The sequence below is a fragment of the Rhodococcus sp. 4CII genome, from assembly GCF_014256275.1.
Taxonomy (GTDB): Bacteria; Actinomycetota; Actinomycetes; order Mycobacteriales; family Mycobacteriaceae; genus Rhodococcus_F; species Rhodococcus_F wratislaviensis_A.
This window is the reverse complement of record NZ_JACCFE010000002.1, coordinates 4,236,133-4,262,047: the sequence shown is the minus strand read 5'-3', so window position 1 is coordinate 4,262,047 and position 25,915 is coordinate 4,236,133. Positions and strand designations below refer to the sequence as shown.

The 25,915-nt window shown below is 66.5% G+C and carries 27 protein-coding genes and 2 pseudogenes; 17 read left to right on the top strand and 12 right to left on the bottom strand.

Translation table 11 applies throughout. The features are described 5' to 3' along the window. Positions 1-10 precede the first annotated feature (10 nt). The gene (locus tag H0B43_RS20520) at positions 11-247 is read left to right on the top strand and encodes a hypothetical protein (protein ID WP_037242822.1); all 237 of its coding nucleotides are present in this window, start codon (positions 11-13) and stop codon (positions 245-247) included. Between the two features lie 85 nt (positions 248-332). Here the strand turns inward: H0B43_RS20520 and H0B43_RS20515 are convergent, their stop codons facing one another. Next, positions 333-1,487: a LuxR C-terminal-related transcriptional regulator gene (locus tag H0B43_RS20515; RefSeq protein ID WP_185726271.1), complete on the bottom strand. Its 1,155-nt coding sequence runs from the start codon at positions 1,485-1,487 to the stop codon at positions 333-335. Between the two features lie 128 nt (positions 1,488-1,615). Here H0B43_RS20515 and H0B43_RS20510 point away from each other — a divergent pair, with 128 nt between their 5' ends. From H0B43_RS20510 to H0B43_RS20490, 5 genes are all read left to right on the top strand, one after another. After that, the gene (locus H0B43_RS20510; protein ID WP_185726272.1) at positions 1,616-2,419 is read left to right on the top strand and encodes an MBL fold metallo-hydrolase; all 804 of its coding nucleotides are present in this window, start codon (positions 1,616-1,618) and stop codon (positions 2,417-2,419) included. A gap of 197 nt (positions 2,420-2,616) precedes the next feature. Continuing rightward, positions 2,617-3,150, top strand: a complete 534-nt coding sequence (locus H0B43_RS20505) for a putative immunity protein (protein ID WP_185726273.1) — start codon at positions 2,617-2,619, stop codon at positions 3,148-3,150. A 70-nt stretch (positions 3,151-3,220) separates the two neighbouring features. Beyond that, positions 3,221-3,610: a helix-turn-helix transcriptional regulator gene (locus tag H0B43_RS20500; protein ID WP_185726274.1), complete on the top strand. Its 390-nt coding sequence runs from the start codon at positions 3,221-3,223 to the stop codon at positions 3,608-3,610. After that, positions 3,607-4,689: an ACR3 family arsenite efflux transporter gene (gene arsB / locus H0B43_RS20495; RefSeq protein ID WP_185726275.1), complete on the top strand. Its 1,083-nt coding sequence runs from the start codon at positions 3,607-3,609 to the stop codon at positions 4,687-4,689. The genes H0B43_RS20500 and arsB overlap by 4 nt, the downstream gene beginning before the upstream one ends. Continuing rightward, on the top strand, positions 4,686-5,096 hold the full coding sequence (locus H0B43_RS20490) for an arsenate reductase ArsC (RefSeq protein WP_185726276.1): 411 nt from the start codon (positions 4,686-4,688) through the stop codon (positions 5,094-5,096). Before arsB ends, H0B43_RS20490 begins: the two co-directional genes overlap by 4 nt. Here H0B43_RS20490 and H0B43_RS20485 read toward each other — a convergent pair. Next, positions 5,077-5,541 carry an ArsI/CadI family heavy metal resistance metalloenzyme gene (locus H0B43_RS20485; protein ID WP_185726277.1) on the bottom strand — a complete coding sequence of 155 codons (465 nt, stop codon included), beginning with the start codon at positions 5,539-5,541 and terminating at the stop codon, positions 5,077-5,079. The genes H0B43_RS20490 and H0B43_RS20485 overlap by 20 nt on opposite strands. Before the next feature lie 98 nt (positions 5,542-5,639). Between H0B43_RS20485 and H0B43_RS20480 the strand changes: the two genes are divergently transcribed. The 5 genes from H0B43_RS20480 to H0B43_RS20460 all read left to right on the top strand — a co-directional run bounded on the left by H0B43_RS20480 (position 5,640) and on the right by H0B43_RS20460 (position 9,741). Next, positions 5,640-5,999 carry an Rv2640c family ArsR-like transcriptional regulator gene (locus H0B43_RS20480; protein ID WP_185726278.1) on the top strand — a complete coding sequence of 120 codons (360 nt, stop codon included), beginning with the start codon at positions 5,640-5,642 and terminating at the stop codon, positions 5,997-5,999. 201 nt (positions 6,000-6,200) lie between these two features. Next, positions 6,201-7,652 carry an APC family permease gene (locus H0B43_RS20475; protein ID WP_397517456.1) on the top strand — a complete coding sequence of 484 codons (1,452 nt, stop codon included), beginning with the start codon at positions 6,201-6,203 and terminating at the stop codon, positions 7,650-7,652. After that, the gene (locus H0B43_RS20470) at positions 7,636-9,000 is read left to right on the top strand and encodes an FAD-binding oxidoreductase (RefSeq protein WP_185726280.1); all 1,365 of its coding nucleotides are present in this window, start codon (positions 7,636-7,638) and stop codon (positions 8,998-9,000) included. Before H0B43_RS20475 ends, H0B43_RS20470 begins: the two co-directional genes overlap by 17 nt. Before the next feature lie 142 nt (positions 9,001-9,142). Continuing rightward, positions 9,143-9,337, top strand: coding sequence for a CsbD family protein (locus tag H0B43_RS20465; RefSeq protein WP_185726281.1), 195 nt, complete (start codon positions 9,143-9,145; stop codon positions 9,335-9,337). Positions 9,338-9,492: 155 nt separating this feature from the next. Then, a complete protein-coding gene (locus H0B43_RS20460) occupies positions 9,493-9,741 on the top strand; it encodes a hypothetical protein (protein WP_185726282.1) in 249 nt (82 codons plus the stop codon). Between the two features lie 5 nt (positions 9,742-9,746). Here H0B43_RS20460 and H0B43_RS20455 read toward each other — a convergent pair whose 3' ends face one another. Together H0B43_RS20455 and H0B43_RS20450 are read right to left on the bottom strand one after the other, a co-directional pair. Continuing rightward, positions 9,747-10,373, bottom strand: a complete 627-nt coding sequence (locus H0B43_RS20455) for a DUF2867 domain-containing protein (RefSeq protein WP_185726283.1) — start codon at positions 10,371-10,373, stop codon at positions 9,747-9,749. Between the two features lie 34 nt (positions 10,374-10,407). Next, on the bottom strand, positions 10,408-10,707 hold the full coding sequence (locus H0B43_RS20450) for a WhiB family transcriptional regulator (RefSeq protein ID WP_185726284.1): 300 nt from the start codon (positions 10,705-10,707) through the stop codon (positions 10,408-10,410). A gap of 261 nt (positions 10,708-10,968) precedes the next feature. On the opposite strand from H0B43_RS20450, the gene H0B43_RS20445 reads away from it, so the two are divergent. Continuing rightward, complete coding sequence (locus H0B43_RS20445; RefSeq protein ID WP_185726285.1) at positions 10,969-12,417, top strand: CYTH and CHAD domain-containing protein; 1,449 nt, start codon at positions 10,969-10,971, stop codon at positions 12,415-12,417. A gap of 13 nt (positions 12,418-12,430) precedes the next feature. Here the strand turns inward: H0B43_RS20445 and H0B43_RS20440 are convergent, their stop codons facing one another. The 3 genes from H0B43_RS20440 to H0B43_RS20430 all read right to left on the bottom strand — a co-directional run bounded on the left by H0B43_RS20440 (position 12,431) and on the right by H0B43_RS20430 (position 15,034). Continuing rightward, positions 12,431-12,898 (bottom strand): histidine phosphatase family protein, encoded by a 468-nt coding sequence (locus tag H0B43_RS20440; RefSeq protein WP_185729870.1) that lies wholly within the window; start codon positions 12,896-12,898, stop codon positions 12,431-12,433. A gap of 107 nt (positions 12,899-13,005) precedes the next feature. Further along, positions 13,006-14,310: an APC family permease gene (locus H0B43_RS20435; protein WP_185726286.1), complete on the bottom strand. Its 1,305-nt coding sequence runs from the start codon at positions 14,308-14,310 to the stop codon at positions 13,006-13,008. A 64-nt stretch (positions 14,311-14,374) separates the two neighbouring features. Beyond that, positions 14,375-15,034 carry a hypothetical protein gene (locus H0B43_RS20430; RefSeq protein ID WP_397517543.1) on the bottom strand — a complete coding sequence of 220 codons (660 nt, stop codon included), beginning with the start codon at positions 15,032-15,034 and terminating at the stop codon, positions 14,375-14,377. A 102-nt stretch (positions 15,035-15,136) separates the two neighbouring features. Between H0B43_RS20430 and H0B43_RS20425 the strand changes: the two genes are divergently transcribed. Then, the gene (locus H0B43_RS20425; protein ID WP_185726288.1) at positions 15,137-15,379 is read left to right on the top strand and encodes a hypothetical protein; all 243 of its coding nucleotides are present in this window, start codon (positions 15,137-15,139) and stop codon (positions 15,377-15,379) included. 2 nt (positions 15,380-15,381) lie between these two features. On the opposite strand, the gene H0B43_RS20420 is transcribed toward H0B43_RS20425, so the two are convergent. Continuing rightward, a complete protein-coding gene (locus tag H0B43_RS20420) occupies positions 15,382-18,666 on the bottom strand; it encodes a protein kinase domain-containing protein (protein ID WP_185726289.1) in 3,285 nt (1,094 codons plus the stop codon). Between the two features lie 355 nt (positions 18,667-19,021). On the opposite strand from H0B43_RS20420, the gene H0B43_RS20415 reads away from it, so the two are divergent. After that, on the top strand, positions 19,022-19,159 hold the full coding sequence (locus H0B43_RS20415) for a hypothetical protein (RefSeq protein WP_185726290.1): 138 nt from the start codon (positions 19,022-19,024) through the stop codon (positions 19,157-19,159). Here the strand turns inward: H0B43_RS20415 and H0B43_RS20410 are convergent. Then, positions 19,146-19,862 (bottom strand): hypothetical protein, encoded by a 717-nt coding sequence (locus H0B43_RS20410; RefSeq protein WP_185726291.1) that lies wholly within the window; start codon positions 19,860-19,862, stop codon positions 19,146-19,148. The genes H0B43_RS20415 and H0B43_RS20410 overlap by 14 nt on opposite strands. Before the next feature lie 434 nt (positions 19,863-20,296). Here H0B43_RS20410 and H0B43_RS20405 point away from each other — a divergent pair, with 434 nt between their 5' ends. Then, entirely contained in the window at positions 20,297-21,343 is a 1,047-nt protein-coding gene (locus tag H0B43_RS20405) for an alpha/beta hydrolase (protein ID WP_185726292.1), read from the top strand. Beyond that, entirely contained in the window at positions 21,340-21,657 is a 318-nt protein-coding gene (locus tag H0B43_RS20400) for a hypothetical protein (RefSeq protein WP_312037623.1), read from the top strand. The genes H0B43_RS20405 and H0B43_RS20400 overlap by 4 nt, the downstream gene beginning before the upstream one ends. 466 nt (positions 21,658-22,123) lie before the next feature. On the opposite strand, the gene H0B43_RS20390 is transcribed toward H0B43_RS20400, so the two are convergent. The 3 genes and pseudogenes from H0B43_RS20390 to H0B43_RS43195 form a co-directional block, all read right to left on the bottom strand. Next, positions 22,124-22,807 (bottom strand): MspA family porin, encoded by a 684-nt coding sequence (locus H0B43_RS20390; protein ID WP_185726293.1) that lies wholly within the window; start codon positions 22,805-22,807, stop codon positions 22,124-22,126. A gap of 71 nt (positions 22,808-22,878) precedes the next feature. Beyond that, positions 22,879-23,562, bottom strand: coding sequence for an MspA family porin (locus H0B43_RS20385; RefSeq protein WP_185726294.1), 684 nt, complete (start codon positions 23,560-23,562; stop codon positions 22,879-22,881). Between the two features lie 20 nt (positions 23,563-23,582). Next, positions 23,583-23,792: pseudogene (locus H0B43_RS43195) on the bottom strand (hypothetical protein); the annotation flags it as partial. Between the two features lie 987 nt (positions 23,793-24,779). Between H0B43_RS43195 and H0B43_RS20375 the strand changes: the two are divergent. Beyond that, positions 24,780-25,906 (top strand): annotated as a pseudogene (locus tag H0B43_RS20375) (IS630 family transposase). The last annotated feature ends 9 nt before the right edge of the window (positions 25,907-25,915 follow it).

Below are 25,915 nucleotides of genomic sequence, written 5' to 3'. Positions count from 1 at the left end.
GGACGCACTGATGAGTGAACAAGATGCACGTTCGGTGACGGGTATTCGGGACAAGGACTACAACCTGATCTGGTTCGTCGAAGCGTCACTGAGCAACGCCCTGCGTCTCGAGGGCTACATCTCGGATGCCGACATGGACGGCGACGCCGAGCTCGCCGACTTCTTCCGCCGCGCCCAAGCCGTGAGCCGCAAGGGTGGCGATCTGGGCAAGGCCATGCTGGCCGCCCGCCTGAAGAAGGAACAGTAGACGCCCGCTCCCGACTTCGGCCGCATCGGAATCCGTCCGTATCGGCCGACCGTCATCGTGTGCCCGGGTGGCCGGTGCAACCGGTCTACCCGGGTTCACTGCTCGGCGGCGGCCAGGGACCGCCCCGGACAGGTCTGCCCGCGGCGGTCCTCTTCTCGTTGTCGCGGAACCGCGGTTCGTAATGCTGGAAGAACACCTTGCCGACCAGGTCACGTCGGCTGTGCACACCGGTCTTGTCGAAGATGCTTTTCAGGTGTTGCTGCACGGTATGCGCCGACACGTGCAGCTCAGCGGAGATCTGCGACGTCGACGCCCCCTGCAACACCCTCGACGTGACCTCCTTCTCGCGCTCGGTCAGCCCGTAGGCCGACATCAGCAGCGGATACAGCCGACTCGGATGTGCCGGCTCCACGATCACAGCGATGCGCCGCGTGCCCGTCGACGCGAGGCACGCGCCGTGCAGCACCAACCACGCACCCGACTGCGACAGCACCCGGGAGATGGCCACGTCGCCCAGCCGATCGCGGTCTTCCACACAACGCAACACCCGACCGGCGAGAGTGATCACCGCCGCAGGCAATTCACCCCGATCCCAGTCGCCACCCGGCAGATCCATCATCCACCGGTCGACCCCGGGGGTCGCGGATTCGATGTTCCAGTTCTCGTCGAGGACGAGCAGACCCGGCGAATCTGCATATTCCGGTTCCTCGGCCTGTCCGTACAGCAGCGCACGGCGGGCACCGCCCGCGAGGACCGGCGCGATCTCGTGCACGAACGACTTCTCGGTTTCCGAGAACATCGGCATCCCGTCGTCGCGATAGAGACTCAGCGCTCCCCACGTCTCTCCCGAACGCGTGCGTAACCGTGCGATCAACTCCTGGTCGCCGCCGAGTGTCCGGTTCCGGCGCCATCGCGGGCTTTCCGACGGATCACCCTGCGCGGCTTCGTGCAACGTGGAAATACCTTTGGCGGACCGCATCACGTCGGGGACGGTCTGGACGTCGTCCTCGTAGTACTCGGCGGCCAGCCACTCCCCGGGAAATTCGTCCATGCCGAAGTGATAGTGACTGGTCATCAGCAAGGACACGGGGTCCAGGGTGAACCAGCACGGCGTCCAGTAGTACGGGACGACCCCGGCGACGACGTCCGACGCCTCTCGCCACAGCGAGACCAGGCCTCGTGGGGCGGCGCACAATTGTGCGACCTTCTCTGCCGCGCATTGCGCGGAATCCACGCTCACGAGTCAATCGTACGAGCGCGGATCGGCGGCCGAAATACCACAATTGTGGAATGGTGCGACTGCTCCACCGCTCGTAACGTCGGCGACAATCCAGACTGCGACAGCCACGAGGAGCGAAAGGCAATGTCATGCGTATCAACAAAATCCGACGCGACATCACGGTACTCGCCGACGAACTGGAGGTGCCGGGGATCGGGCACCTACCGGTGAACGCGTATGTTCTCCACGCCGCCGAACCTGTCGTCGTCGACACCGGACTCAGCTTGCCCGGGCGCGGCTTCATGGATGCGCTGGGATCGGTGCTCGACCCCGCGGACGTCGAGTGGATCTGGCTGACACATCCGGACCGCGATCACACCGGCGCACTGTTCGATCTGATCGACGCGGCGCCGCGCGCCCGCCTTATCACGACCTTCGCGGGCGTCGGCATCCTGTCGTGCGCACGGCCCGTCCCCATGGGCCGGGTCTACCTGCTCAATCCGGGCCAATCCCTCGACGTCGGCGATCGGACGCTGACCGCCTTGCGTCCGCCGCTGTTCGACAATCCCAGCACCGTCGGCTTCTACGACGACCGGAGTGAGGCCTGCTTCTCCTCGGATTGCTTCGGGGCGCCGATGGAGACCGCCGAACTCGCCTCCGCCGACGATGTCGGGTATTGCGCGCCCGGCGCCATCCGTGCCGCGCAACATCTGTGGGCCACCGTCGACAGTCCCTGGGTGCACCTGGTGGACGAGGCGAAGTTCCTGCAGACCGTTGCCGGGCTCCGAACGCTCGACCCGCGATGGATCCTCAGCACCCATCTCCCTCCGGCGGACGGACACACGGCCGAGTTCCTGGACATGCTCGCCGAGGCACCGAAGTCGGACCCCTTCATCGGGCCCGACCAGGCCGCACTCGAGCAGATGCTGGCCGGTTTCGAGCCTGTCGGGTGAGGTCCTGGGCAGAAAAAACCGCCGGCACCTGATGGTGCCGGCGGCTTCTCTGCGACGGTGCCGTCATATCGCCTCTCGGCAAGTGGTCGCTCTCGGCGACGAATTTAATGTGGTACCCGGGGTATGTCCGACACCGTCGACGCGTACAACAGTACCGCCCTCGGAGATATTCCGCCCCTCTGGTCGAAGATAGGAGCATGGCGGGCGACGTGAGCGAGATCGTTCTGAGTATGCAGGAGCTTCGTGAGGTCGCTGCGTTCGCCGCGGGTTGCGCGGAGGTGGTGCTCGAGATATTCGAAGCCGATCAACCGGACGACTCGCGGCCGCGAGAGGCGATCGGTGCTGCCCGGGAGTTCGCGCGGGGTGGCGAACGTGGGAAATCTCTGCGGGACACCGCGTGGGCGGCGCTGTCGGCGGCCAAGGGCACGCGCACCGCGGCTGCGCGCGAGGCGGCTTGGGCCGCGATGTCCGCGGCGGGCGCCGCCTACCTGCATCCGCTGGCCAAGGCCACCCAGGTCAAGCACATTCTCGGAGCGGGTGCACATGCGGCCAGAGCAGCCGAGCTCGTCGCCGGTGACGATCGGACGGTCGGCGCCGAACGGGTCGAGCAAGCGATACGTCGTGCGAACCCGCTCGTCGTCGACGTGCTCGAACGCTTCCCGGCGGCACCGGGTGGCGGCGGACGGGTCGGGGAGTTGGTCCGCATGCTGGACGCGGGCCTCCGCCGCTGATCGCACGCGCGGTGCGGGGGTCGCCGTCCGGCGCATTGCGGCCTGATTCGACATCTGTCAATATCGACGCATGTCGAATCAGAGCCCGGCGGCGGGCACCGAACCGTGTTGCTCGCCCCTGGCGCGCGAACCGCTGTCCGAGAACTGGGCCGGCGATCTGGCCCGGATGTTCAAGGCGCTCGGCGACCCGATCCGGTTGCGACTGCTGTCGCTCATCGCCTCACACCCGGGTGGTGAAGCGTGCGTATGCGACATCTCGCCGTCCTTCGATCTGTCGCAGCCGACGATCTCGCACCACCTGAAGGTGCTCCGGGAGGCCGGGCTGCTCGACTGCGAACGGCGTGGCACCTGGGTCTACTACTGGGTGATTCCCTCTGCGTTGCAGCAGCTCTCGTCGGTGCTGCTCACCGAGACCGGTCCGACGGTTCCCTCCGAGTCCTGCGCCGAGGTGCCGGCGTGAGCGAGACCACCACCGCACACCACCCGGCCGTCGTCGGGAAGCTCTCCACGCTGGATCGGTTCCTGCCGGTCTGGATCGGCGTCGCCATGGTCGCCGGTCTGCTGCTGGGCCGGACGATCCCCGGACTCAGTGGCGCCCTGTCGGCGGTGGAGATCGGCGGAATCTCCCTGCCGATCGCCGTGGGCCTGCTGATCATGATGTATCCGGTGCTGGCGAAGGTCCGCTACGACCGCCTCGATTCGGTGACCGGCGACCGCCGCCTCCTGATCGGATCCCTGGCCTTGAACTGGGTGCTGGGCCCGGCGCTGATGTTCGCCCTGGCCTGGTTGCTGCTGCCGGATCTTCCCGAATACCGCACCGGTCTGATCATCGTCGGCCTGGCCCGCTGCATCGCCATGGTCATCATCTGGAACGACCTCGCGTGCGGTGACCGGGAGGCCGCGGCCGTGCTGGTCGCGATCAACTCGGTGTTCCAGGTGCTCATGTTCGCCGTCCTGGGCTGGTTCTACCTCGATGCGCTGCCCGGCTGGCTGGGGCTCGAGCAGACCACCATCGACACCTCCCCTGGGCAGATCGCGAAGTCGGTGCTGATCTTCCTGGGCATCCCGCTGCTCGCCGGCTACCTGACGCGCCGAATCGGTGAAAAGGCCAAGGGCCGAACCTGGTACGAGACCAAGCTGATTCCGCGAATCGGGCCGTGGGCGCTGTACGGGTTGCTGTTCACGATCGTGATCCTCTTCGCCCTGCAGGGCGAGCAGATCACCTCTCGGCCGCTCGACGTGGTGCGGATCGCGATCCCGTTGCTGGCGTACTTCGCGATCATGTGGGGCGGCGGCTACCTGCTCGGCGCCGCCACGGGCTTGGGGTACGAGCGGACCACGACCTTGGCGTTCACCGCGGCGGGCAACAACTTCGAACTGGCCATCGCCGTCGCGATCGCCACCTACGGTGCCACCTCCGGCCAGGCCCTGGCGGGTGTGGTGGGCCCGCTGATCGAGGTCCCCGTGCTGGTCGGACTGGTCTACGTGTCGCTCGCCCTGCGAGGCCGCTTCACCTCAGGAAAGGTGCCCACCCCGTGACCGACACGCCCAGCGTGCTGTTCGTCTGCGTGCACAACGCCGGCCGTTCCCAGATGGCCGCCGCGTTCCTCCACCACCTCGCCGGCGATCGGATCGAGGTCCGCTCCGCCGGATCCGCTCCGGCCGACCGGATCAATCCGGCCGCCGTGGCGGCGATGGCCGAGATCGGGATCGACATCGCGCAGCAATCCCCGAAGATCCTCACCCCGGACGCCGTCGAAACCTCCGACGTCGTCATCACCATGGGCTGCGGAGACGCCTGCCCCGTCTTCCCCGGCGTCAGTTACCGGGATTGGGCTCTCGACGACCCGGCGGGCAAGGGCCTCGACGCGGTCCGCCCGATCCGCGACCGGATTCGCGTCGAGGTCGAAGCCTTGATCGCCGAACTCACCCCCGCCCACTCCTGACCTCGGGCGCGACGGAGGTGCCGCAGCACGTGGCGGCCTCGGGCTTCGCGTCGAGATGGCCTGGGCTGCGGCCGAAGGTGTCCGAGTCGGCCAGGACGGTGTAGACCTCCCACTTCTCCCCGGCCGGGCCGGTCACCCACACCTTGTCCTGGGTGGCGAAGCAACAAGTCGTGCCGATCTCCTCCTCGGTGAGCAGTCCCTCGCCGGACAGGCGGGCGATCTCCGCGTGCACCTTCTCCGAGGATTCGACCTCCACCCCCAGATGGTTGAGGGTGCCCCCCGAACCGGGGTTCTCGATCAGCACCAACTTCAGCGGCGGATCGGCGATCGCGAAGTTCGCGTAGCCCGGTTTCAGTTTCGCCGGTTGGGTATCGAACAGTTTCGAGTAGAACGCGACCGCGTCCTCCACGTTGTCGACGTTGAGGGCGAGTTGGGTGCGAGACATGACAACCTCCGACGTGTGTGACATATGTCGAATTTCTGGACGACTTCAGCATCCCACCTTTTCGACATAAGTCAAGAAGGTTGGGTAGACTTGCCCTCATGCCGAAGACACTGCCCGTGGTCGATGTCAGCGCCCCGATCTGCTGCGCGCCGGTGTCCGCCGCGCCGATGGACGACGACGCCGCCCTGCAGGTCGCGTTGCGACTCAAGGCGCTGGCCGACCCGGTGCGGATCAAGCTGATGTCGATCCTGCTCACCACCGACGACGGCGAGGTCTGCACGTGCGATCTCGCCACCGGTGTCGGCCTGTCCGAATCCACCGTCAGCCATCACCTCGGCCAGTTGAAGAAGGCCGGAATGGTCGAACCGACCCGCCGCGGCATGAACGTCTATTACCGGGCCCGCAGCGACGCCCTCGACGCTCTGCGACTCGTCCTCGACCCGAACTGCTGCACATAACCCCGCGGCCGCGCCGACGTGGGAGTAGTTAGGCGGCCGAATCATTGCTGACATCGGTACCGGCGGCGAGTAACAATGAAACAGACCACTCGCTCTGATCGCGGAACGGATCTGCTTTCGGTGGTTGCCCTTCCCGCGATGCACCAACTCCCGCAGTTCCCGATTGAACGTGAGGCGGCCGAGATGACGGCGGAAAAACCGATGCCCACGCAGACCGCCGATCAGGAATGCCGCGACTGCGGTTACGCACCGGAGCTGAAACGCACACTGGGCTCGTTTCAGGTGTTCGCGATCTCGTTCGCGTTCATCTCCGTCGCGGTCGGGATCTTCGGCACCTACGACGACGTCCTGCGAGACTCCGGGCCGGTGGGGATCTGGCTCTGGGTGGTCGTGGCCGTCGGCCAAACCCTGGTGGCGCTGGTGATCGCGCAATTCGCGGCCCGCATCCCCCTGAGCGGCTCCTCCTACCAATGGGCCTCCCGGCTGGCCAACCCGAAGATCGGCTGGGTGTTCGGCTGGCTGACCTTCTGCTACCTGGCGCTCGGGGTGGTCACGGTCGACAACGCGATGGCAAGCTCCGCGCTCATGCCGCTGTTCGGCATGCAGCCGGACGAGGACACCGCCCGCATGATCACGCTCGTCGTCGTGCTCGTCCAGGCGGTCCTCGTCGTGTTCTCCACCCGCCTCGTCGGTTTGATCACGTCGGGCGCGGTGGGGCTCGAACTGGTGATCGTGGTGGTGCTGGCGATCGGGCTGTTCGTCGCGGTGGCAGTCACCGGCAACGGCTCGATCGGCAACCTCACCTCGCGCGGCATCACCGATGGCGCGCCCGACTACTTCGCCATCGGCGGCGGATTGATGGCCGCGATGATCATGGGACTCGCCACGCTCGTCGGTTTCGATTCCGCCGCGAACATGGCCGAGGAAGCCAAAGACCCCTTCCGCAGCGTCCCGCGCGCGATCGTGGGATCGGTCGTGGCTGCGGCGGTGCTGGGACTGGTGTTCCTCATCGCGCTCACCGTCGCGATCAAGGACATTCCGCGGATCAGCGCCAGCGACACCCCGGTGGCGGCGATCCTGCGCGACCAGCTGGGTCCGGTGATGGAGCACCTGCTGCTGATCGCCATCGCGTTCGCCTTCTTCGGCGCCGGCATGGTCACCCTGGCCACCTGCTCACGGATGGTGTTCGCGATGTCGCGCGACGCACGGTTCCCGGCGTACCGGCTGATGCGCCGGGTCAACCCGCGCACCCAGACACCGATTCCGGCGACCATCCTGATCGTCGCCGTCGGGGTCGTCCTGATGGCAACGCTTCCCGGTGGCGCACTCCTGGAGTTGCTCACGGTGGGAACGGTCATCTCGGCGGTCCTCTACGGCGGGATCATCGTCCTCTATCTCGCGGTCCGCAGACGACTCGGTCACCAGGAGGACGCGTTCGATCTCGGACGGTTCGAATGGCCGGTCGCGATCGGAGCACTGGTGTGGTCTGCGGTCGTCCTGTTCGTGATCGTGTCACCACCGGAGGCCCTGACCTCGATCCTGATCGCGGTCGGCCTGCTCCTGCTGGGCGGGCTCTACTTCGGCTACCTGTGGTTCTTCCAACGTGAGGTCCTGGACACCGAACCCGGAGACGCCGATGTCTTCTCACACTGACCCGGAGGCGAGACCCGTCCCCGCCACACTGACCGGCGACGTGGTGCGGGTGGGAGACCCCCGCTACGAATCGGCGCGGATCGGCTGGAACCGCCTGCATTCCCGCTATCCCGACGCCATCGTCTTCTGCTGCGACAACCAGGACGTGGTCAACGCGGTCGCCTGGGCGCGACGGGAGGGCATCGCCCTGCGGGCCCGCAGTGGCCGCCACAGTCTCGAGGGCTGGTCCTCGATCGACGGCGGCCTCGTCATCGACGTCAGCCGAATGAAGAACCTCACCATCGACCCGGACGCGCGCACTGCGACGGTCGGGACGGGACTCACTCAGGCGGAGACGGTCGCGGCACTCGGGCAGCGCGGCTTCGTGATTCCGACCGGCTCGGAAGGCGGCGTCGGTCTCGGCGGTGTGGTGCTCGGCGGCGGCTTCGGGTTACTCACCCGCAGCTTCGGTTTGGCGAGCGACAACCTGCTCGCCGCCGAAGTCGTGGTGGCCGACGGCGAGCACTCGGCGAAGATCGTGGATGCCACCGAGCACACCAACCCCGACCTGCTGTGGGCGTGCCGCGGGGGTGGCGGCGGCAACTTCGGGATCGCGACGTCGTACACGCTGAAGCTGCACGAGCTGTCCGACGTCACGTTTCTCGTCGCCCGCTGGACCGGGCACGGCGACCTCGGCGCACTGCTGCGCACGTGGCAGCGTGACGCCCCGGTCGCCGACGAGCGGCTGACCAGTGCGGTCGAGGCGGATTCCACCGCGGTCGAACTCTCCGCCGTGTTGTACGGCGGCACCCGCGGCGAGTTGGAAGACCAACTACGTGCGCTGCTGGCGATCGGCGACCCCGAGGTGAGCGTCGTCGAGGACGCGTGGCCGACCGTCTACGGGCAGGTCGACCGGGGCCCGAACGACGTTCCCTTCTGGAAGTTCTACTCACAGTTCGTCACCCGCCCGTTCCCCGATGAGGCGATCGATCTGGTCGTCCGCTTCATGGACAACACGCCCAGCGGCGCGAGCAACTTCTTCTGCTCGAGCTTCGGCGGAGCCGTGCGGGACGACCCACCCGGTGGGTCGGCGTTCCCGCACCGGAACGCCTTGTTCTACTGCGAACCGGGCGCCGCCTGGAGCGATCCCGCCCTGAATGCGACAGCTCTGGGCTGGGCGGCCGACTTCTGGCGTGCCCTGCGCCCCTACGGCGACGGCGCCTACGTCAACGTGCCCAACGCCGCCGCCGCGGACTGGGAGCGCGAGTACTACGGCCCGCACCGAGAGCGGCTGCGCCGGGTCAAGACCACCTACGACCCGGACAACGTGTTCAGCTTCGAGCAGAGCGTGCCGCCCTGCGCTGACTGATCGGGCTGCCTACGAGCGTCTGTTGACACGTTCTGGCCGTGCGGCGTTCACTGATGAGTGCAACCCCGCAGCACGGTTTCTGCCACGAGCCCGCCGTCCAGCCTGGACCCGGCTTGGCACTCGAGAGACGAGACGCATCGCCATGAGCATCGGGAAGAAGATCCGGCACAAGGCCGAGACCGCCGAGGGCACCGCCAAGAAGAACGTCGGCAAGGCACTCGGCAACGAACGCATGGAGGCCGAGGGTCGCGCACAGGAGGCGAAGGGCAACGCAAAACAGGTCGGCGACAAGATCAAGCAGGCGGGACGAAAGATCAAGAACTCGTTCAAGCACTGATCGCGGACTCCCGGATCCGCGCTTCGCCGCCCACGACTTCTTTCGAGCGACAGGGTGGGTTCTGAGCACCCTGGGGTGGCTGTCGGCACCGCTCGCGGGACGGCAGTGTTGGTGTGACCAAGTAACACTCGATCACACACCAACGAGGACTCAGCATGTTTCGTCATACCGCCATCCGCGCCGGCCTGATGTTCGCCGCAGTCGCAATCTCCGTCACCGGCGCAGCCGGAGTCGCGACGGCCATGCCCACCACATCGGATTCGGGCATCGCACATGTCTCGCCGTCGGACCGCGACACCCGCGACCGCGACCGCGCCGAACGCTTCGACGACAACCCGAACATTGTGTTCTGTGAGGGCAAGTCCGTCATCGCGAACCCCCAGTGCTCCTCGTTGCCGTACTGAGATCCTCAGGTGTCCTCGGGTGCCGGCCGAACGGCGCCGCTGATACCTGCCCGCCATCTCCGCTCGATCTGCCGCATCATCGCCGGGTAGACGATCATGCGCCGGAACGGCGCGATGGCATGCATGTACCAGGTGCCGAGCAGCCCGTTCGGCTTGGCATAGACCGCCATCTCACCGCGGTAGCCGCCGGCATCGTCGGGAACCCAGCCGATGTGCATGACTCCGTGGACGGTCCGATTGGCGAGTTCCACGGCCCATTCGTCGTCGAGCAGGTAGACGGAGGCGAAGGAGCCCAGGTCCGGCCCGGACGGGGCGTCGCGCAGATCGGCCGGTAGACGGTCTCGGAGCGTCGGCACCCTGTAGCCGACACCGGAGCCCGACCCGTCCCATCGGAACACCCGCCCGAGCGCCCTCCGGATCGCGAACAGCATCCTGGTAGCGCGTGAGGTGACATGCGACGAGTCGCCGGACGCCAGCCCTTGCATCAGCCGAGGGAAGTCCTGCACCAGCCGGGTGAAGTCGTTCCGGCCGCCCGGAGTCGGCAGCGCCCACACATCCTCGAGCGTGAAATCGCTGGTGAGTTCGTGGACGCGCCAGGACCGGGAGGTGTGCACCGCGTTCGAGAGCCTCATACCGCACCTCCATGCTGTGGCAGCGTGATTCACGCTAACACCGGCGCTGCGCCTCGAACAGCTCCGACCAGGAGACGCCGGGGTGCTCCTTCAGCAGCGCACGACGCTGACGTTCCGTCATACCGCCCCAGATGCCGAACTCGATTCGATTGTCGAGTGCATACGCGCCGCATTCCATCACTACGGGGCAATGCCGACACATGGCCGCCGCCTTGCGTTGTAAGGCACCTCTCACGAAGAGCTGATCCGGGTCTCCTTCCCGGCATTGTGCCCGCGTTATCCAGTCGAGTTCCACGGGACGGTCGAGATCGAGGCGCCTGTTCGGAGTGCACATGTGGGACGTTCCCCTTTCGAAGACCGAACACGGTCGGGGCACTCGGAGATGCGGCTCACCCGAGTGACCTGCCCCGCGCAGGTGGCATTGCATGAAGCATGCATCAAGCGATCGAAAGATCCATTTGCGAAACGTTTTTCGCGGCGCACCGGCCTCGACGTCGAGGCGCGATCGACCACTACCGTGCAGACAGATTACCCGCACTCCGTGCCGATTGCGCGACGAGCAACGGCACGGTGGTGGTGGGTGCACACTGAGTTCATGGTGTCGACGCAGCGGGAGCGGGACAAGTACGAGGTGGGTCTGGAATTCGTCCTGCCGAGCTTCGAAGACGTGATCCCCGACGGGGGCCGGATCGAGTCGGGAACCGTGAACCGGACCAGCGTCTATTACGACACGGCCGACCACGACCTGCTGCGCCAGCACCTCACGTTTCGCCGCCGGACGGGGAATGCAGACGTCGGCTGGCAGTTGAAGGTCCCCGCGGGCAAGGCCCGTACCGAGATCAGGATGCCTCCGGGTGAGAGTGACGCCGTACCCGACGAGCTGACGGCATTGATTTCGGGTGTCGCACTGGGCAAACCGGTGCATCCGGTGGCCACTCTGGCGACGACGAGACGCACGCGACGCCTGTTCGACTCCGAAGACCGCCTCGTGGCAGAGGTAACCGACGATCGGGTGCGCGGCACCCTCTCGGGTGACCGTACCGTCGTGAGCAAGTGGCGCGAGGTGGAGGTGGAACTCGGCCACGCCGGCGACGAGAAACTGCTCGGGAAGATCGGTAAACGCCTCAGCCTGCGCGGCGCGAAGCCGTCGTGGCACCCGTCGAAGCTCGGTCGTGTGCTGAACACCGCGCATCTCGTGCTGGATCGCAGGAACCGGACTCCGACACAGGCGCTGCTCGTCGGCTATCTGGACACCCAGTCGCAAGCGATCGTGGCCGGTGACGTGCGGTTTCGCCGGGGACGGGACCCGGTGCGTTCCACCCGGGCAGGGATCCGGCGGTTCCGCAGCACCCTCCGGGTCTTCGAGCGCCTGTTCGAGCCGACGGCCGCGGCAGAGTTCGATGCGGAGTTGTCTTGGTACGAAAGTCTTCTCGACGATGTGCGAGACCGGCAGGTGCACCGGGCGCACGTCGCGGACGCGCTCGCCGGCCTTACGGCCGAACTAGGTCCGGTCGTGTCGCGCGTCGGCGATGATCTGCTCGCCGACGAGCGGCGCAGCCTGCAGGAGGTGACGGCCGCCCTCGACGGTGACCGTTACCGCACGTTGCTGGCGGCGGTGGCGCGGTGGCGAACGGACCCACCTCTGACAGCCGAGGCCGCGGACGGCCCCACGGTGCTCGAACGGAGCGTTCGGCGGGCCGAACGCAAAGCCGCCACCCTGGTCACGACCGCGGCGGTGGGCACGGACGAGGAGGCGCTGCACCGGGCGCGCACGGCCGCCGAACGTGCCCGCTATGCCGTCGAACTCGTCGCACCGCTGCTCGGAAAGAAGTCCGCGAAAAAGAAGGCAGCCAAGTACAAGAAAGTCCAGCAGGTGCTCGGCGAGCACCAGGACAGCGTCGCCGCCGCCGAGGCCCTCCGGGCGTCCGGGGCACGCGCCGGCACGACGTCGGACGAGAGCGGTTTCATCTTCGGTCTGCTGTACGCCGTGGAATCGACGCGGACACGGCAGGCCCGCGAGAGCGTCGCCGCATTCGCGGGCTAGACAGCGGTCGCCGTCAGCGGGCGGGCGCCGGCGCGAGGTACTTCAGGGTCGGGGGCACGCCGGCCGCACAGTCCACGAACCAGGCGCCGCCTTTCGCGGTCGCCCCCGACGGTGGAACACCGGGTGTTCCGTGGGACCGCGCGAACTCCGCCAGGGCGTTGAGGACCTCCCCGTGGGTGCAGAAGACGGCCCTGTCGGCGTCCGGCGCGTGCAGCACCGCGAAGAGTTCCTCTGGCGGTGCGTCCGGGCCCAGCAGTGGATGATCCTGCACGCTGAGACCGCGCTCGTCGGCGAGCGGCAGCAGACTCTGCCGACAGCGGGTGGTGGGACTCGAGAACAGCACTGCCACCTCGATGCCGGTCAGCGTTTCGACCAGGCCCTGGGCCTGCTGATCCCCCAACGTGCTGAGTGGGCGGTCGGCGTCGGGGCCGTCCCAGTTCTTCTTGTCGCCGGCGTGGGCGTGCCGGAGCAGGATGAACAATTCACCCACCTCCTCCCGGTCACATCACGCGGCGGGCGCAGCGCAGTGGATCGTCGTTGAAGGCTCCCATGCGAGGCTGCGGTTGGCCAGCCCGCGACGGCGGCGCCTCAGCCCGCGGAGCGCGAAACCCGACCCTCGCCGGCCGCTCCAGATGCCGATCGGATCGCGTAGATCAATGCCCCGATACCGAGGACGATCACGCCCGAGACCACGGATGCCAGCGGTAGGAACACGGCGAGGACGACACACCCCACCGCGCCGGCCATCGTCACCGCGCGTGGCCACCATCTCGGGGAGAGTGTCCAGGCGGACGCGTTGGCGATCAGGTAGTAGACCAGCACCGCGAACGAGGAGAATCCGATGACCCCGCGCAGATCCGCTGTCGCGGCGAGGATCGCACCCACGGCGCCGACCGCCAGCTCGGCCCGATACGGCACCGCGAACCGCGGATGCACGGCGTCGAGTAGGCGCGGCAGGTGACCGTCGCGGGCCATCGCGAAGACGGTGCGCGAGACCCCCAATGTCAGCGCGAGCAGCGAACCGAGCGCGGCCACCACCGCGGCCACCCGGACCACCGGTTCGAGCCCACCGAACCCGGCAGCGGCAACCGCCTGCGCGAGCGGGTCGGTGGCGACGGCGAGGGCGTCCGGGCCGAGCGCTGTCAGCACCGCCACCGACACGAGCAGGTAGACGACGAGTGTGATGGCCAGCGCGATCGGGATGGCCCGGGAAATGGTTCGGTGCGGATCCTTCACTTCCTCGCCGAGCGTCGCGATCCGGGCGTACCCGGCGAACGCGAAGAACAGCAGACCCGCCGCCTGCAGGACCCCGATCACTCCGTTGCCGGAGCCGATCCCGAGGTCCCCGACGGTGGTGTCGGAACCGGTCAGGCAGGCCCCGACCACCAACGCGAGGACGGCGAGCACCGCGACCACGATGCCTCGGGTGACCAGGGCCGATTTCTGCACCCCCAGATAATTCACCGCGGTGACGGCGACCATCGCGATCACCGCGACGACGTGCTCGCGGCCCGGCCACAGGTAGGCGCCCACCGTCAGGGCCATCGCGGCGCACGACGCGGTCTTACCCACCACGAATCCCCAGCCGGCCAGATACCCGATGAACGGTCCCAGGCGTTCACGGCCGTAGACGTAGGTGCCGCCGGATTGCGGGTACAGCGCGGCGAGCCGAGCCGACGAATTGGCATTGCAGTACGCGATCACCGCGGCCAGCGCCAGCCCGACGAGCAACGCACCCCCGGCGGCGGCCGCGGCAGGCCCCAGCGCCGCGAAGATCCCCGCCCCGATCATCGAGCCGAGGCCGATCATCACCGAGTCGAACACCCCCAGCCGGCGACGCAAGTGCGGTGTTGCCGTCGAATGCGCGTGGTTCGAACCCTCGTTGCCGGCCATGCGTGGCGGTTCCCCTTCTGGCGTGCGGAAGTCGACCGCGTCAACGGTAGTGCCAACCCGCGATCTACGCCGTTGTCGCCTTCTCGACGGCTGCGCGCATGAGTTCGGTCAGCTGTCCGATATTTCGGGGTGTGGCCGGGTAGCCGGCCGACGTCACGCCGACGACCTGGCCGCCCGCGAGCGCGCCGACTCCGATGTGAGTGTCTTCTCCCTGAGTCACCACGCCGGCGAACGCCTTGTCGCCGACGTCGGCGGGAGCCGGCAGCGGCGCAAAGCCCGGGACCACTTCACTCGCGTCGATCGCTTGCTCGAATGCGGCCGAGGCCGAGTCGGGGCTGGGATACCGATCGACCGACACCGTGATCCGCTTGCCGTCTTCCCCCTCGTAGATCACCATTCTCGTCGCGTCCGGGTTACCGGAAGCAGTCGAGTTCTCACTCGTCGTGGTCTGGTGATCGATCTCCGGGAAGTAGCTCTGCACGGCGTCCAGCGCGACCAGAACGTCCTGGGGCAGCAGGTTCGTCGCGGAAGTCGTCACGTCCTGTCGTGATTCGGATTCGGACGGCGTGGTCTGCGATCCACACCCGGCCACCGGCAGGACCGCCACCGCCATGATCGAGAGCACGGCGAGAGCGGTACGACGGCCGCGAAGTCGCCCGCGGTTTCGCTTCGTCGGTTGCACGTGACACCCCTGTCGCTCGTCGCGATAATGCCGAGGTCTCATTCTCCGCGCCCCGACGGCTCCGAAACAATGCCGGTCAGACGGGGTTGTGCTCGGCGCGAGCGGCGGGTGCAGGCGGGACGCTTCGCGCCGCGGTGGTGCTCAGTGCGCGGTTACGGGGGGGTCGGCGACACCCTGGTGTCGTATCTCGTCGCTCGGTCTCACGAAAGCGCGAACAAGGTCGCGTGGGTGGCATTGGACCCGCCCTACGAGGAGCGGTTCGCCTTGGTCACCCACGCGGGCGGTGGACTGTCGCCGGCAACGAAACACTTCATGCAACTCGCGCACCGTCACATCACCGCACTGCAGGGCATCGCGTCCCACTGGAGCGGCAGACACCCGAGCTAGCTTCAGGAACCCTCGCCCCGGGATTCCACGACCCACGCCGCGATCTGTGCACGCGAGTTGTATCCCAGCTTCGTCAGGAGATGCTCCACGTGCCCTTGCGCGGTGCGAGGCGAGATCACCAGTCGAGCGGCGATCTCCTTGTTGGTCAGCCCCTCGGCGATCAGGGCGGCAACCTCCCGCTCCCGTTTCGTCGGCTTCGACGACGGACCCGCCGACGCCGACGCCTGCGCGGACGACACCTGCTCGCCCAGTGCGTAGGCGACCGCTGCGTCGAAGCCGAACCCCCGACCCCTTTCGTGCGCCGCGGCATACGCCTGCTCGGTCAGCGCCTCCCGGGTCCGGTGTTCGCACTCGTCCTGATACACGCTCAGACCGGGTACCAACACCGCCGAACTGCCCACCGACCGGGTCAGCGCGTCGGCGGCTCCCATCAACACGACCGCCCGCTCCGCGTTGTCCTCCTCCGCGGCGATCCACGCGAGCGCCTGCAGGCAGACGCTGGCATTGAGCCGGTCGTTCACCCGGCGGTCCACCTGGAGTGCCTGCCCGAGGAGGCGCGCCGCGCGCTCCCTCTCGCCGAGCCGCCACACGGCCACGGCCAGCGCCCACAACGAATAGGACCGATAAACCGATTCGCCCTGCGCCTCGGTGATCGCGAGGACGCGCTCATGGCATTCGATGGCCCGTGCCGTGTCGTTCAAGAGGTCGTGCGTCATACCCAGGCCCACGATGGCGGCGACCTCGTAGAGGTCGTTGCGTCCCGCGAAGGCCTCGGCGGCCTGGTCGAGTCGCGCGCGTGCGTCGGGGAGCCGCCCACCGAACAGTGCTGCGTATCCGACCGTGTGGTCGACGTGGGCGCGCACCATCGGGTCGGTCGTCCGGGCGGCGAGCGCCTGCGCCTCGTCCGCCAGGGTGTCCGAGACCGGGATGTCGCCCTGTACTCCGGCAAGCACGGTGCCGGCGTAGAGCGCCGTCGCGCGATCGCTCGTCGGTTCGGACGGCAGCCGATCGAGGAAGCGGCCGAGCCACCGCCGCCCCTCGCCGAACAATCCGCGGGACAGCCAGAACGGGTACAGAGCGGCGGCGATGCGCACTCCGATGTCCGGGCTTTCGGACACGCAGAACTCCAGCGCCTCACGGAGATTCGGTTGTTCCCGCCCCAGCTGGGCGATCAGCGGGAGCTGCCGGGAGCTGATCCAATCGGCATCGGCGTCCAGCGCCAATCGCTCACACCAGTCACGGTGCCGACGGCGAAGTTCGGTGTACTCCCCACTCTCCTGCGCCTTTTCGCACCCATAGGCGCGCAAGGTCTCGAGCATCCGGAACCGCACCGCGGTACCCGACTCTTCACGTGTCAGGATCGACTTGTCGACGAGGAAGGTCACCGTGTCGAGCAGGTCCTCCGCCTCGCCGCCGCCGCACACCTGTTCCGCGGCCTCGAGTTCGAAACTGCCCGCGAACACGGCCAGCTGCGCCCACATCCGTTGTTCCGCGGGTGTACACAGGTCGTAACTCCAGTCGATGCACATCCGCAGTGTCTGCTGCCGCGACGGCGCATCCCTGCTGCCGCGGGTGAGAAGCAGGTAGCGGTCGGTCAGCCGCCGCAGAATCTGGTCGGGCGTCATCGCTCGAAGCCGGGCGGCCGCCAACTCGATCGGCAGCGGCAGTCCGTCCAGCCGCTGGCAGATCCTGGCAATGGTGACCTTGTTGTCCTCGGTGAGTTCGAACCCGGGGACGGCGGCGGCGCCCCGCTCGACGAACAGAGTGACCGCATCGTTGCGGGGCAGACCCTTCGGAAGGTGATCGGGATCCGGGACCGGCAGCGGGGGAATCAGCAGCGCCGTTTCCCCGCCGATCCCGAGCGCTTCGCGACTGGTGGCGAGAATCCGCAACTGCGGACACGCTCGAAGCAGGATCTCGGCGAGCTTCGCAGCCGCGGCCACCACCTGCTCGCAGTTGTCCAGCACGAGCAACAGGTCCCGCGGGGCGAGGAACTCGACCAGCACCTCGTGAGCGGATCGCGCCGACTGGTCCCGCACCCCCAGCGCAGCCGCCACCATCCCCGGCAGCAGCGAATCATCGCGCAGCTCACCCAGTTCGACCAGCGTCACGCCGTCCGAGAAGTTCCGTTGCACCTTGGTGGCGGCACGCAGGGCGAGCCGGGTCTTGCCCACCCCGCCGATTCCGGTCAACGTCACCAGCCGCGACGTCGACAAGAGGTTCGTCGCCTCGGCCAGTTCGGTGCGGCGGTCCACGAAGCTGGTGAGCTCGAGCGGAAGTCCACCCGTCCGACCCGAATCGGCCGGTGACCACGCGGGCCTGCGTGACGCACTTTCCTCCGTCGAACGGCCTCCCACGACGGGCAACCCGCCCTGCACTGCAACGGGTTCCGGATTCATCGCCATCTCGTCGACCGGGAAGCCGTGATGCAGTTGGCACTCACGAAGTTGCCGGCCCAGTTCCACCGCGGAGGGTCGGTCACCGGGTTCCGCGGACATCGCGCGCTCGATGACCGCGCTGATGTCCTCGGCGATGCCGTGCTCGCGCGGGTTCGGAACCGGCTCGGACGTGATCCGCAGAAACTGCGCCACCAGTTGCTCACCGCTGCGGCGCTCGAAGGCAGCGTGCCCGGTGATGGCCGCGAACAGCGTCGCACCGAGACCGTAGACGTCGGCGGCAGGACTCGGCGGGTCGCCGGCCACCACCTCGGGGGCGGTGAACGCCGGCGATCCCGTCACGATCCCGGCATCGGTTTCGAACCCGCCGGCGATGTGCGCAATGCCGAAATCCGTCAACGCGGGCTCACCGTAGTCGGTGATCAGGATGTTCCCGGGCTTGACATCGCGATGGAGGATTCCGAGGCGGTGGGCAGTCTCCAGCGCCCCGGCCGTCTTGACTCCGAACCGCAGTGCTTCGTCCGGTGGGAGCGGACCATGGCGCCGGATGCGCTCGTCGAGAGAACTCCCCGCGCAATACGGCATGACGATGAACGGCCGGCCGTTCTCCGTAACGTCGGCGTGGAGAACGTTGACGATGTTGGGGTGCCCGGTCAGCCGGCCCGCCGCACGCTGTTCGCGCAGGAACCGCGCCCGGTTCTCCGCGTCCAGGTCTGCGGTGAGTACCTTGACCGCCACGGTGCGGTCGAGCGCGGTCTGGGTGCAGCGGTAGACCACCCCGAAACCGCCACGACCGATCTCCTGGGCGTCGTCGAACCCGGCCGCCGCCAACTCCGCGGTGACCGAACCGGACACGTCGCGTTGGGTCGCGAACGGATCGACATCGGTCATCGACTACATCGATTCATCTCCTCAGGATATCGCCGACTGCCCGTCCGACGGCCGACTTGCGACCCACGTCTGCCGAACTGGGATGAGACGCATTGCGGATGTCGGTACCGTCCGGTCTGTTCTTCGGCCGGGTAGGTAGTCGGGGTGAACCGGCGGCGCACAACATTTCCGCCGCGCCCGAGTAACTCGCCCATCGGCGGGGTACCCGACATTTACGCTGCACTGGGCTCGGCGGCCCCGAGACGCAGCCAGGTCCCCTGACCGGTCCCCCTCGGCCGGGTGGCCGCCCGCCGCTCGTGTGCGAGGACGCCCCCCTCTTCCTCGGACACGGGCGGCACCCAACCCGGTAGGCCGCGTGGCGGCACCGACGTCGATCCGGTCGTGCTCCCCAGCATTGGAACTCGGACTGGTGAAGTCGAATTGGACCGCGATCACCGTCCTGCCGCGCAGGCACACGGGCAAGCTCGTCAAGCGTCTGATCACTGTGGGCTGACCACGCCGGACACCTCCACCGCCGCGGGCGCGAGACCGTCACCGGAGGCGCCCCGGGTGTACTCGCCCAGCACGCGGTATCCGTGGTAGTAGGTCACGAGCATGAGAGCCCAGACCGACAACGCCAGAATGTAGAACAGCGTGTGGTCTGCATCATCACCCGGAATCGGGAAGAAGTCGTAGATCACCGCCACGAACGCTCCGAGGGCCGTAGCCACGAAGACTCCCACCGCGTGCCGTCGCTCACGGATCTGCCACAAACGAACTGCTACCGCGAACATGAACAGCGCCACCGCAAGATTCATCACGAGATAGAAGATCGCCCATCCCAACTCGACGGGACGTACTTCGAGTGTGCGGTTCAATCCCACCGCGACCGCTGCCGCAACGGCGCCGACGTCCACCATCCACGACGGACGGTACCCGCGGGTCACCGCCATCATCCCGAGCACGATGATCAGCGTCATCCCGAACGAACGCGAGAACGCGTCGAAGAACACCATGAGGTGATAGCTGAAACTCGAGTGCACGATCCCGGTGGCGGCCAGGAACAGCACGTTCGTCCCGGACAACGCAATCACCAGCCACTCGATCCCGAGCAGAAGATTATGCTGGCGGCGAAGGAATTTGACGCCGTAATAGTAGCCGGCGCCCAGCATCGAGACGTTGGCGATCAGCAGCAACGCCGTATGGAAAGTGTTCACCAGTGATCCTTCGGGGAGAGGAGTCCGCCGTCAGCCGCGACCGTACCGACGTCCGATGCATATGGCCCCATCGCAACTCCCTGTCCGAGAACGGTTTACACAGAACGATTCATTCGTTGCTGGTGGTCGTACACAACTGTTCATCTGACCTAGTCGGTTAACTTGGTCACAGTGAATAGATACCCTCGTGGGACGCGCGATGTCAATGGCACCCACCCGGACGAGATGATTTCCTTTCCGAGACTTCCACTCGATCCGGTCTCACAGTGGACATCAAACCGATCATCTGACATGATCGTATGATCTGTCACTCGGTTCGTCGGACCGAGTACATGCCTGCTTTCGGTGCGGCCGCTGACGTACCAACGCATCGGACACCGGTAGCGGCCGGCTTCCCACCACATCATCGTCGCGCGATCGGAGAGTGATTGCATATGACCTACTCGCAATGGCAGGACGTCCTGGACTCGGATGCGCTGGCAGTGGCCAAGCAGCTCGAGGAACTGCTGCCGGGACCCCTTCATACGCTGGGGCTCGACGGTGTTCGGCAGTTCGCTGCGCCAACTCCCCCGCCCCGCACGACACAGGTGTTATCGGTCGAGGACCGCACCATCTCCGGAGTCGCCGACGGCGGGAACGTCTCGGTGCCGGTCCGTATCTACCAGCCCGACCGCACAACCCGGGCCGGCGCGCTGCTCTACATCCACGGCGGCGGCTTCACCGTCGGTTCGCTCGACGGCGTCGACGAGCTGTGCCGGATCATCGCCGACGAGGCCTGCTGCGTCGTCGTATCGGTGGATTACCGCCTTGCGCCCGAGCACCCCTTCCCGGCGGCGATCACCGACGTCCGCGCGGCCTATGACTGGCTCCGGGCCAACGCCGCCGAACTGGGCGTCGCCCCGTCCCAGCTCGCGGTCGGCGGCGATTCGGCCGGCGGTGGACTGGCCGCCTCGCTGTGCCTCGACCTCCGCCGTCGCGGAATCGCTCAGCCCGTGATGCAACTGCTCGTCTATCCGGCGGTGGACGATCAGTTCACAAGGCCGTCGTGGACCGACTTCAAGGACGCCCCACTACTCGACGCCGAAACCGCGCAGTGGTTCTGGAGGCAGTACGTCGGTGATTCTCCCGCCGATCTCGACGAGCTCGCGGTTCCGATGAAGGCCGGTTCGCTGGCCGGACTGGCCCGGGCTCACATCGCCACCGCCGAGGTCGATCCGCTTCGCGACGACGGCGAGGCATATGCCGCCGGTCTCCACGAGGCAGGCGTGGCGGTGCGTCGCCAGCGATACACCGGCATGTTCCACGGGTTCTTCCCGGAGGTGCAGACCTACGCCAAGAGTCGCCGCGCCGTGCTGGACGCATGCGAAAGCCTGCAACTGGCGTTCCGATTGGGTCCCGCAACCACGTTTGGACAGACGCCGAGTCGCCCTCATACGGACGCAATGTCAGGAGTCGTCGAATTCGGTGGACACACAGCGTGACGTTCAACGAAAGAATGACCTCCACCGAAGATGGCAGAGGGCACCTGCGGCACGCCGCACGGGGTGCGGTCGATCACAAGCGGAAGCATCGCGACAAAGAGGCGGCGATCCTTATTGGGTTCGCGAGTATGTGGGCACCGTACGGGGGCGCTGGTGACGACGAGATCCTCGTTCGATTCGGACTGTCGAGACTCCAGTTCATCGACCGCTTGTGGCAGAAAATCCCGGATTCCAACTGCGCCTTGGAGGAGTTACAACTCCTGGCACGGGCGTACCCGCGCCGTCCACGAAACAACGGAATCCACGCACGTTGAGTGAGTGGCTGTGGAGGCGTGGCTCCAATGGGCGACCGCCGGTCGACAGACTCTGATGGGGGAGTTCAGCGAACGCGGGTGACGTTGTGGAGTTGGTGGAATTCACCCGTCGGTATCGAAAAGTTCATCCCTCGCCTACCTGCACGGCGGCACCGAAGCTCGACATCGAAGCGCGCCGGATCGCAATCGGGCGCCACTCCGCTGGCGGCAATCTCGCCGCTGCCGTCTGCCTGCACCGGCGCGACGAGTGGACCTCGGACGTCCGCTGGTTCTGCGAGCTATACGTCCGCCGAGACACCGGGCGACGAACACCTCGCGGCAGCCGTGCGCGCCGAAACGCGCGCGGCTGCCGCCCGCCTTGATCCTGACCGCGGAGGTCGACCCGATCCGGGACGATGTCGAGGTGTACGGGGCCCGGCAGCGGCGCGACGGCGTGATGTCCCTATCCAGCGCCCCGTGATGGCCCCTAGCCGATGCTGAAGGGCTGGCCCCACAGCGTGACGGTGCTCGTGACGTTCTCGGTCTCGACCTCGACGTTGACGAAGGCCCGGGCCTGGGCGTAGCCGGCGCACCCGCTCACCCCGAGGGTGGAGTCGCTCCACGAGACCGAACCGGTGGGTCCCTCGACGTAGTTGCCACCCCAATGCGCCTCCCCGCCGTAGGGGTCGGCGTATTCCTGGTCCAGGATGTCGACCGGAATCGCCTGGCCGGGGCCGAGAGTGATTCCGCCACTTGTCCCCCCGGCAAGTGGATTCCCGACCGACCCGGTCGCGATGTCCGCCCACGACATCCCCGCCCCACCCTCGGCGCCCGCCTCGGCACCGAAGTCGACCTGGCACGCCAGCACGTAGCCGGGATAGATGTACGCACTCTGCACACCGTCACCCTGCAGCGCGACGGCGGCCTTGCCGGAGACCCACACGTTGCGGTGCAACGGCGTCGACCCCATCGACGGCGAAATGTTCGCACTCTCGTCCGTCAGGTTCACCGTCACCACGGTGCCGTCCGCGAGGGTCTGCGTGATGCTGCCACCGGGCAGCGGCACGAACGTGTCGGCGTTCGCCGCACCGACGGAAAAGAAGCCCATGGTCGCGGCAGCAGCGGCCCCGACCGCGGCCAGACGCACACCGTTCTTACGGTTGATGATCATTGTTCCCCTCTAAGGGTAGATAACTCGCGCACGCGAGAAAGTGGGTGGGAAGGACTGCGAAAGAGCCGAAATCAGCCGATGCTGAACGGCGCACCGTACAGAACGGTCTTCGAGTAGTCGTTGCCCACGATCTCCACGACCGAGTACGAACGAGCCTGCGCGAAACCGCCGCACTTCTGCACCTGCAGCTCCGAATCCTGGTACTGCAGCGCGTAGACGCCGTCCTTCTTGATGTCCTTACCACCGAGCGGCACGTACTTGACCTCACCCGAAGCCAACGGAACCGTCAGACCCGCACTCGCCGACAACGAATCCAAACCCAGACTGAACGACGGGTTCGCCGACAGACCCGTGATGTCCACCTGGCAACCCACGATGTACCCGGTCGACACCCGCGAAACACCATGCGTGGTCGACGCATTCGTACCGTTGTAGGTACCCGCATTGTTCGTCGTGTTGTTCGCGTCCGGAACGTCGGTGACGTCCTTGATGCCCTTGACATCGGCAACGACGGTGCCCGACACCCACGCCACACGACCGACGCCATTGGCAGCCAACGACGGCGACGACAGAGCACTCTCCGCCGTCCGCGTCAACGTCACATTCGGGCCGGTCTTCGAACCATCAGGCAGCGGGATGAAAGTATCCGCGCTCGCCGCACCAGTAGACATCACACCGAGTAGGGCAGCCGCAGCAGCACCCAGGCCTGCAATACGGACGCCCCGGCGCAGTCCCGATGCAGAGTTCTTCATCATTTGCTTCCCTCAGAACTTTCTCAAAGATATTCAGTCGCAGAATGTTTGGGTGGAAGTAGCCACACCCGCGAGATGTTGGGGAAGCTTAACCTGAGACTGAGATCAGTTTCGTAACTGTGATGCGCATCACATAATTTTCGACCGCCGTTCTCAGCGAGAGGGTCCGCGGTCGACGGACTCGGGACGAGGAACGACGGTTGACCTCCCGCGGCAAACCGGACCCGCCTCCAACAACAACGCCTTCCGCACCTTCCTCGTCACCCCCAGCTAGCTCGCCTGCCCTGTCCGCGCGCCCGCCGAATGCGTGTGTCAATGCACAGCGGAAAGAGCGAGCGATCTCCTGGGATACGCCACCGGGAGGCACACCGTGCAGACGTCGTCGAACGTATCGCGAGCTGGATGACCTGGACGATGCCTGGGACTGCAAGAGGAGGTCTCCGTTTTGCCGCCTCCACGCAGCCGGACCGCCCATCTCGCAGTGGACGCCCTTCCGATCATCTGACATGATCGGAAGATCCGTGCGCTCAGTTCATCGGACGAGAACTGCCTGCCTTGGGTGCGGCCGCAGACCTACGAACGCATCGGCCGCCCGTAGCGGCCGGCTTCTCACCACATCATCGTCGCGATCGGAGAGTGATTGCATATGACCTACTCGCAATGGCAGGACGTCCTGGACGCGGATGCGCTGGCAGTGGCCAAGCAGCTCGATGAACTGCTGCCGGGACCCCTTCATACGCTTGGGGCTCGACGGTGTTCGAAAGTTCGCTGCGCCAACTCCCCCCGCCCCGCACGACACGGGTGGCCTCGGTCGAGGACCGCACCATCTCCGGGGTCACTGAGGGCGGGAACGTCTCGGTGCCGGTCCGTATCTACCAGCCCGACCGCACAACAACGGAATCCACACCCGTTGAGTGAGTCGCTGCGGAGGCGTGGCTCCAATGGGCGACCGCCGGTCACGGCCCACATAGCCGAGGCGGGTAAAATACAGGTGAAACCGCGGGTGGCGGGACAGCCACTCATTGATCGCCTTCCCGCGTGTTGCGTGGAGGCGCTGTCATCCGGGACTGCCCCCAGCAACTGTCCGTGCCGGTGACACCGAACAGGTCCGACACGAAGATCGGTACACGACCTTCGCCAGCACGGAGCGGATCGTCGACGATCCGGACCGCCTAGTGTCGTACGCCATAAATTCGTGCTTTAACTTGATATCCTGAGGCATGCCTCGAACCGGACGCCCGAAGGCGGAGTTGATGTTGACCGATAACGAACGCGAACAACTCGTTCGATGGTCGCGGCGAGCGAAAACCCCACAATCGTTGGCACTGAGGTCGCGGATCGTGTTGGCCTGCGCGGAGCCGGGGATGACCAACAAGCAAGTCGCGGCAGACCTGGGGATATCCGCTAACACGGTCAACAAATGGCGCGGGCGCTTCGTCGACCGACGCCTCGACGGCTTGGTCGACGAACCTCGACCGGGTCGTCCGCCCTCGATCTTGCTGGACCGGGTCGAAGACGTGGTCACCGCGACGCTGGAAACCGCCCCGGCCGATGCGACGCACTGGTCGCGTACCTCGATGGCCAAGCGCACCGGCCTGTCACCGTCGACGATCGGCCGGATCTGGCGCAAGTTCGAACTCAAACCGCATCTGACCGACGGGTTCAAGCTTTCCACGGATCCGCAGTTCGTGGACAAGGTCGTCGATGTTGTTGGCCTTTACCATAATCCGCCCGAGCATGCCGTTATCCTCTGTGTGGACGAGAAGAGTCAGATGCAGGCCTTGAACCGTTCCCAGCCGGTGCTGCCGATGATGCCGGGCATGCCGGAACGGCGCAGTCATGACTACGCCCGCAGCGGCGTCACCAGCCTGGGGGTACCTCCCTGGACGTAGTCCTTGGGGGAGTCGCGGCGTTCAACATCGCCGACGGCACGGTGATCTCCGAGCTTCATCGACGTCACCGGGCCGTGGAGTTCAAGAAGTTCCTCACCGCGATCGACAAGGCCGTCCCCGACGAGTTGGACGTGCATCTCGTCTGCGACAACCTGGCCACCCACAAGACGCCGGCAGTGGGCGACTGGTTGGCCAAGCACCCACGTTTTCACGTCCACTTCACCCCGACCGGGTCCTCGTGGATCAATCAGGTCGAGCGATGGTTCGCATTCCTGACCGATCAGCTGCTCCGCCGTGGTGTACACAAAAGCGTTGCAGCACTGGAGAAAGACGTTCGCAACTGGATCAAGACCTGGAACGACGACCCGAAGCCGTTCGTCTGGCACAAGACCGCCGAGGAGATCCTCGATTCCCTCGCCAAATATATCTCACGAATTTCTGACGCGGGACACTAGAGATGCTCG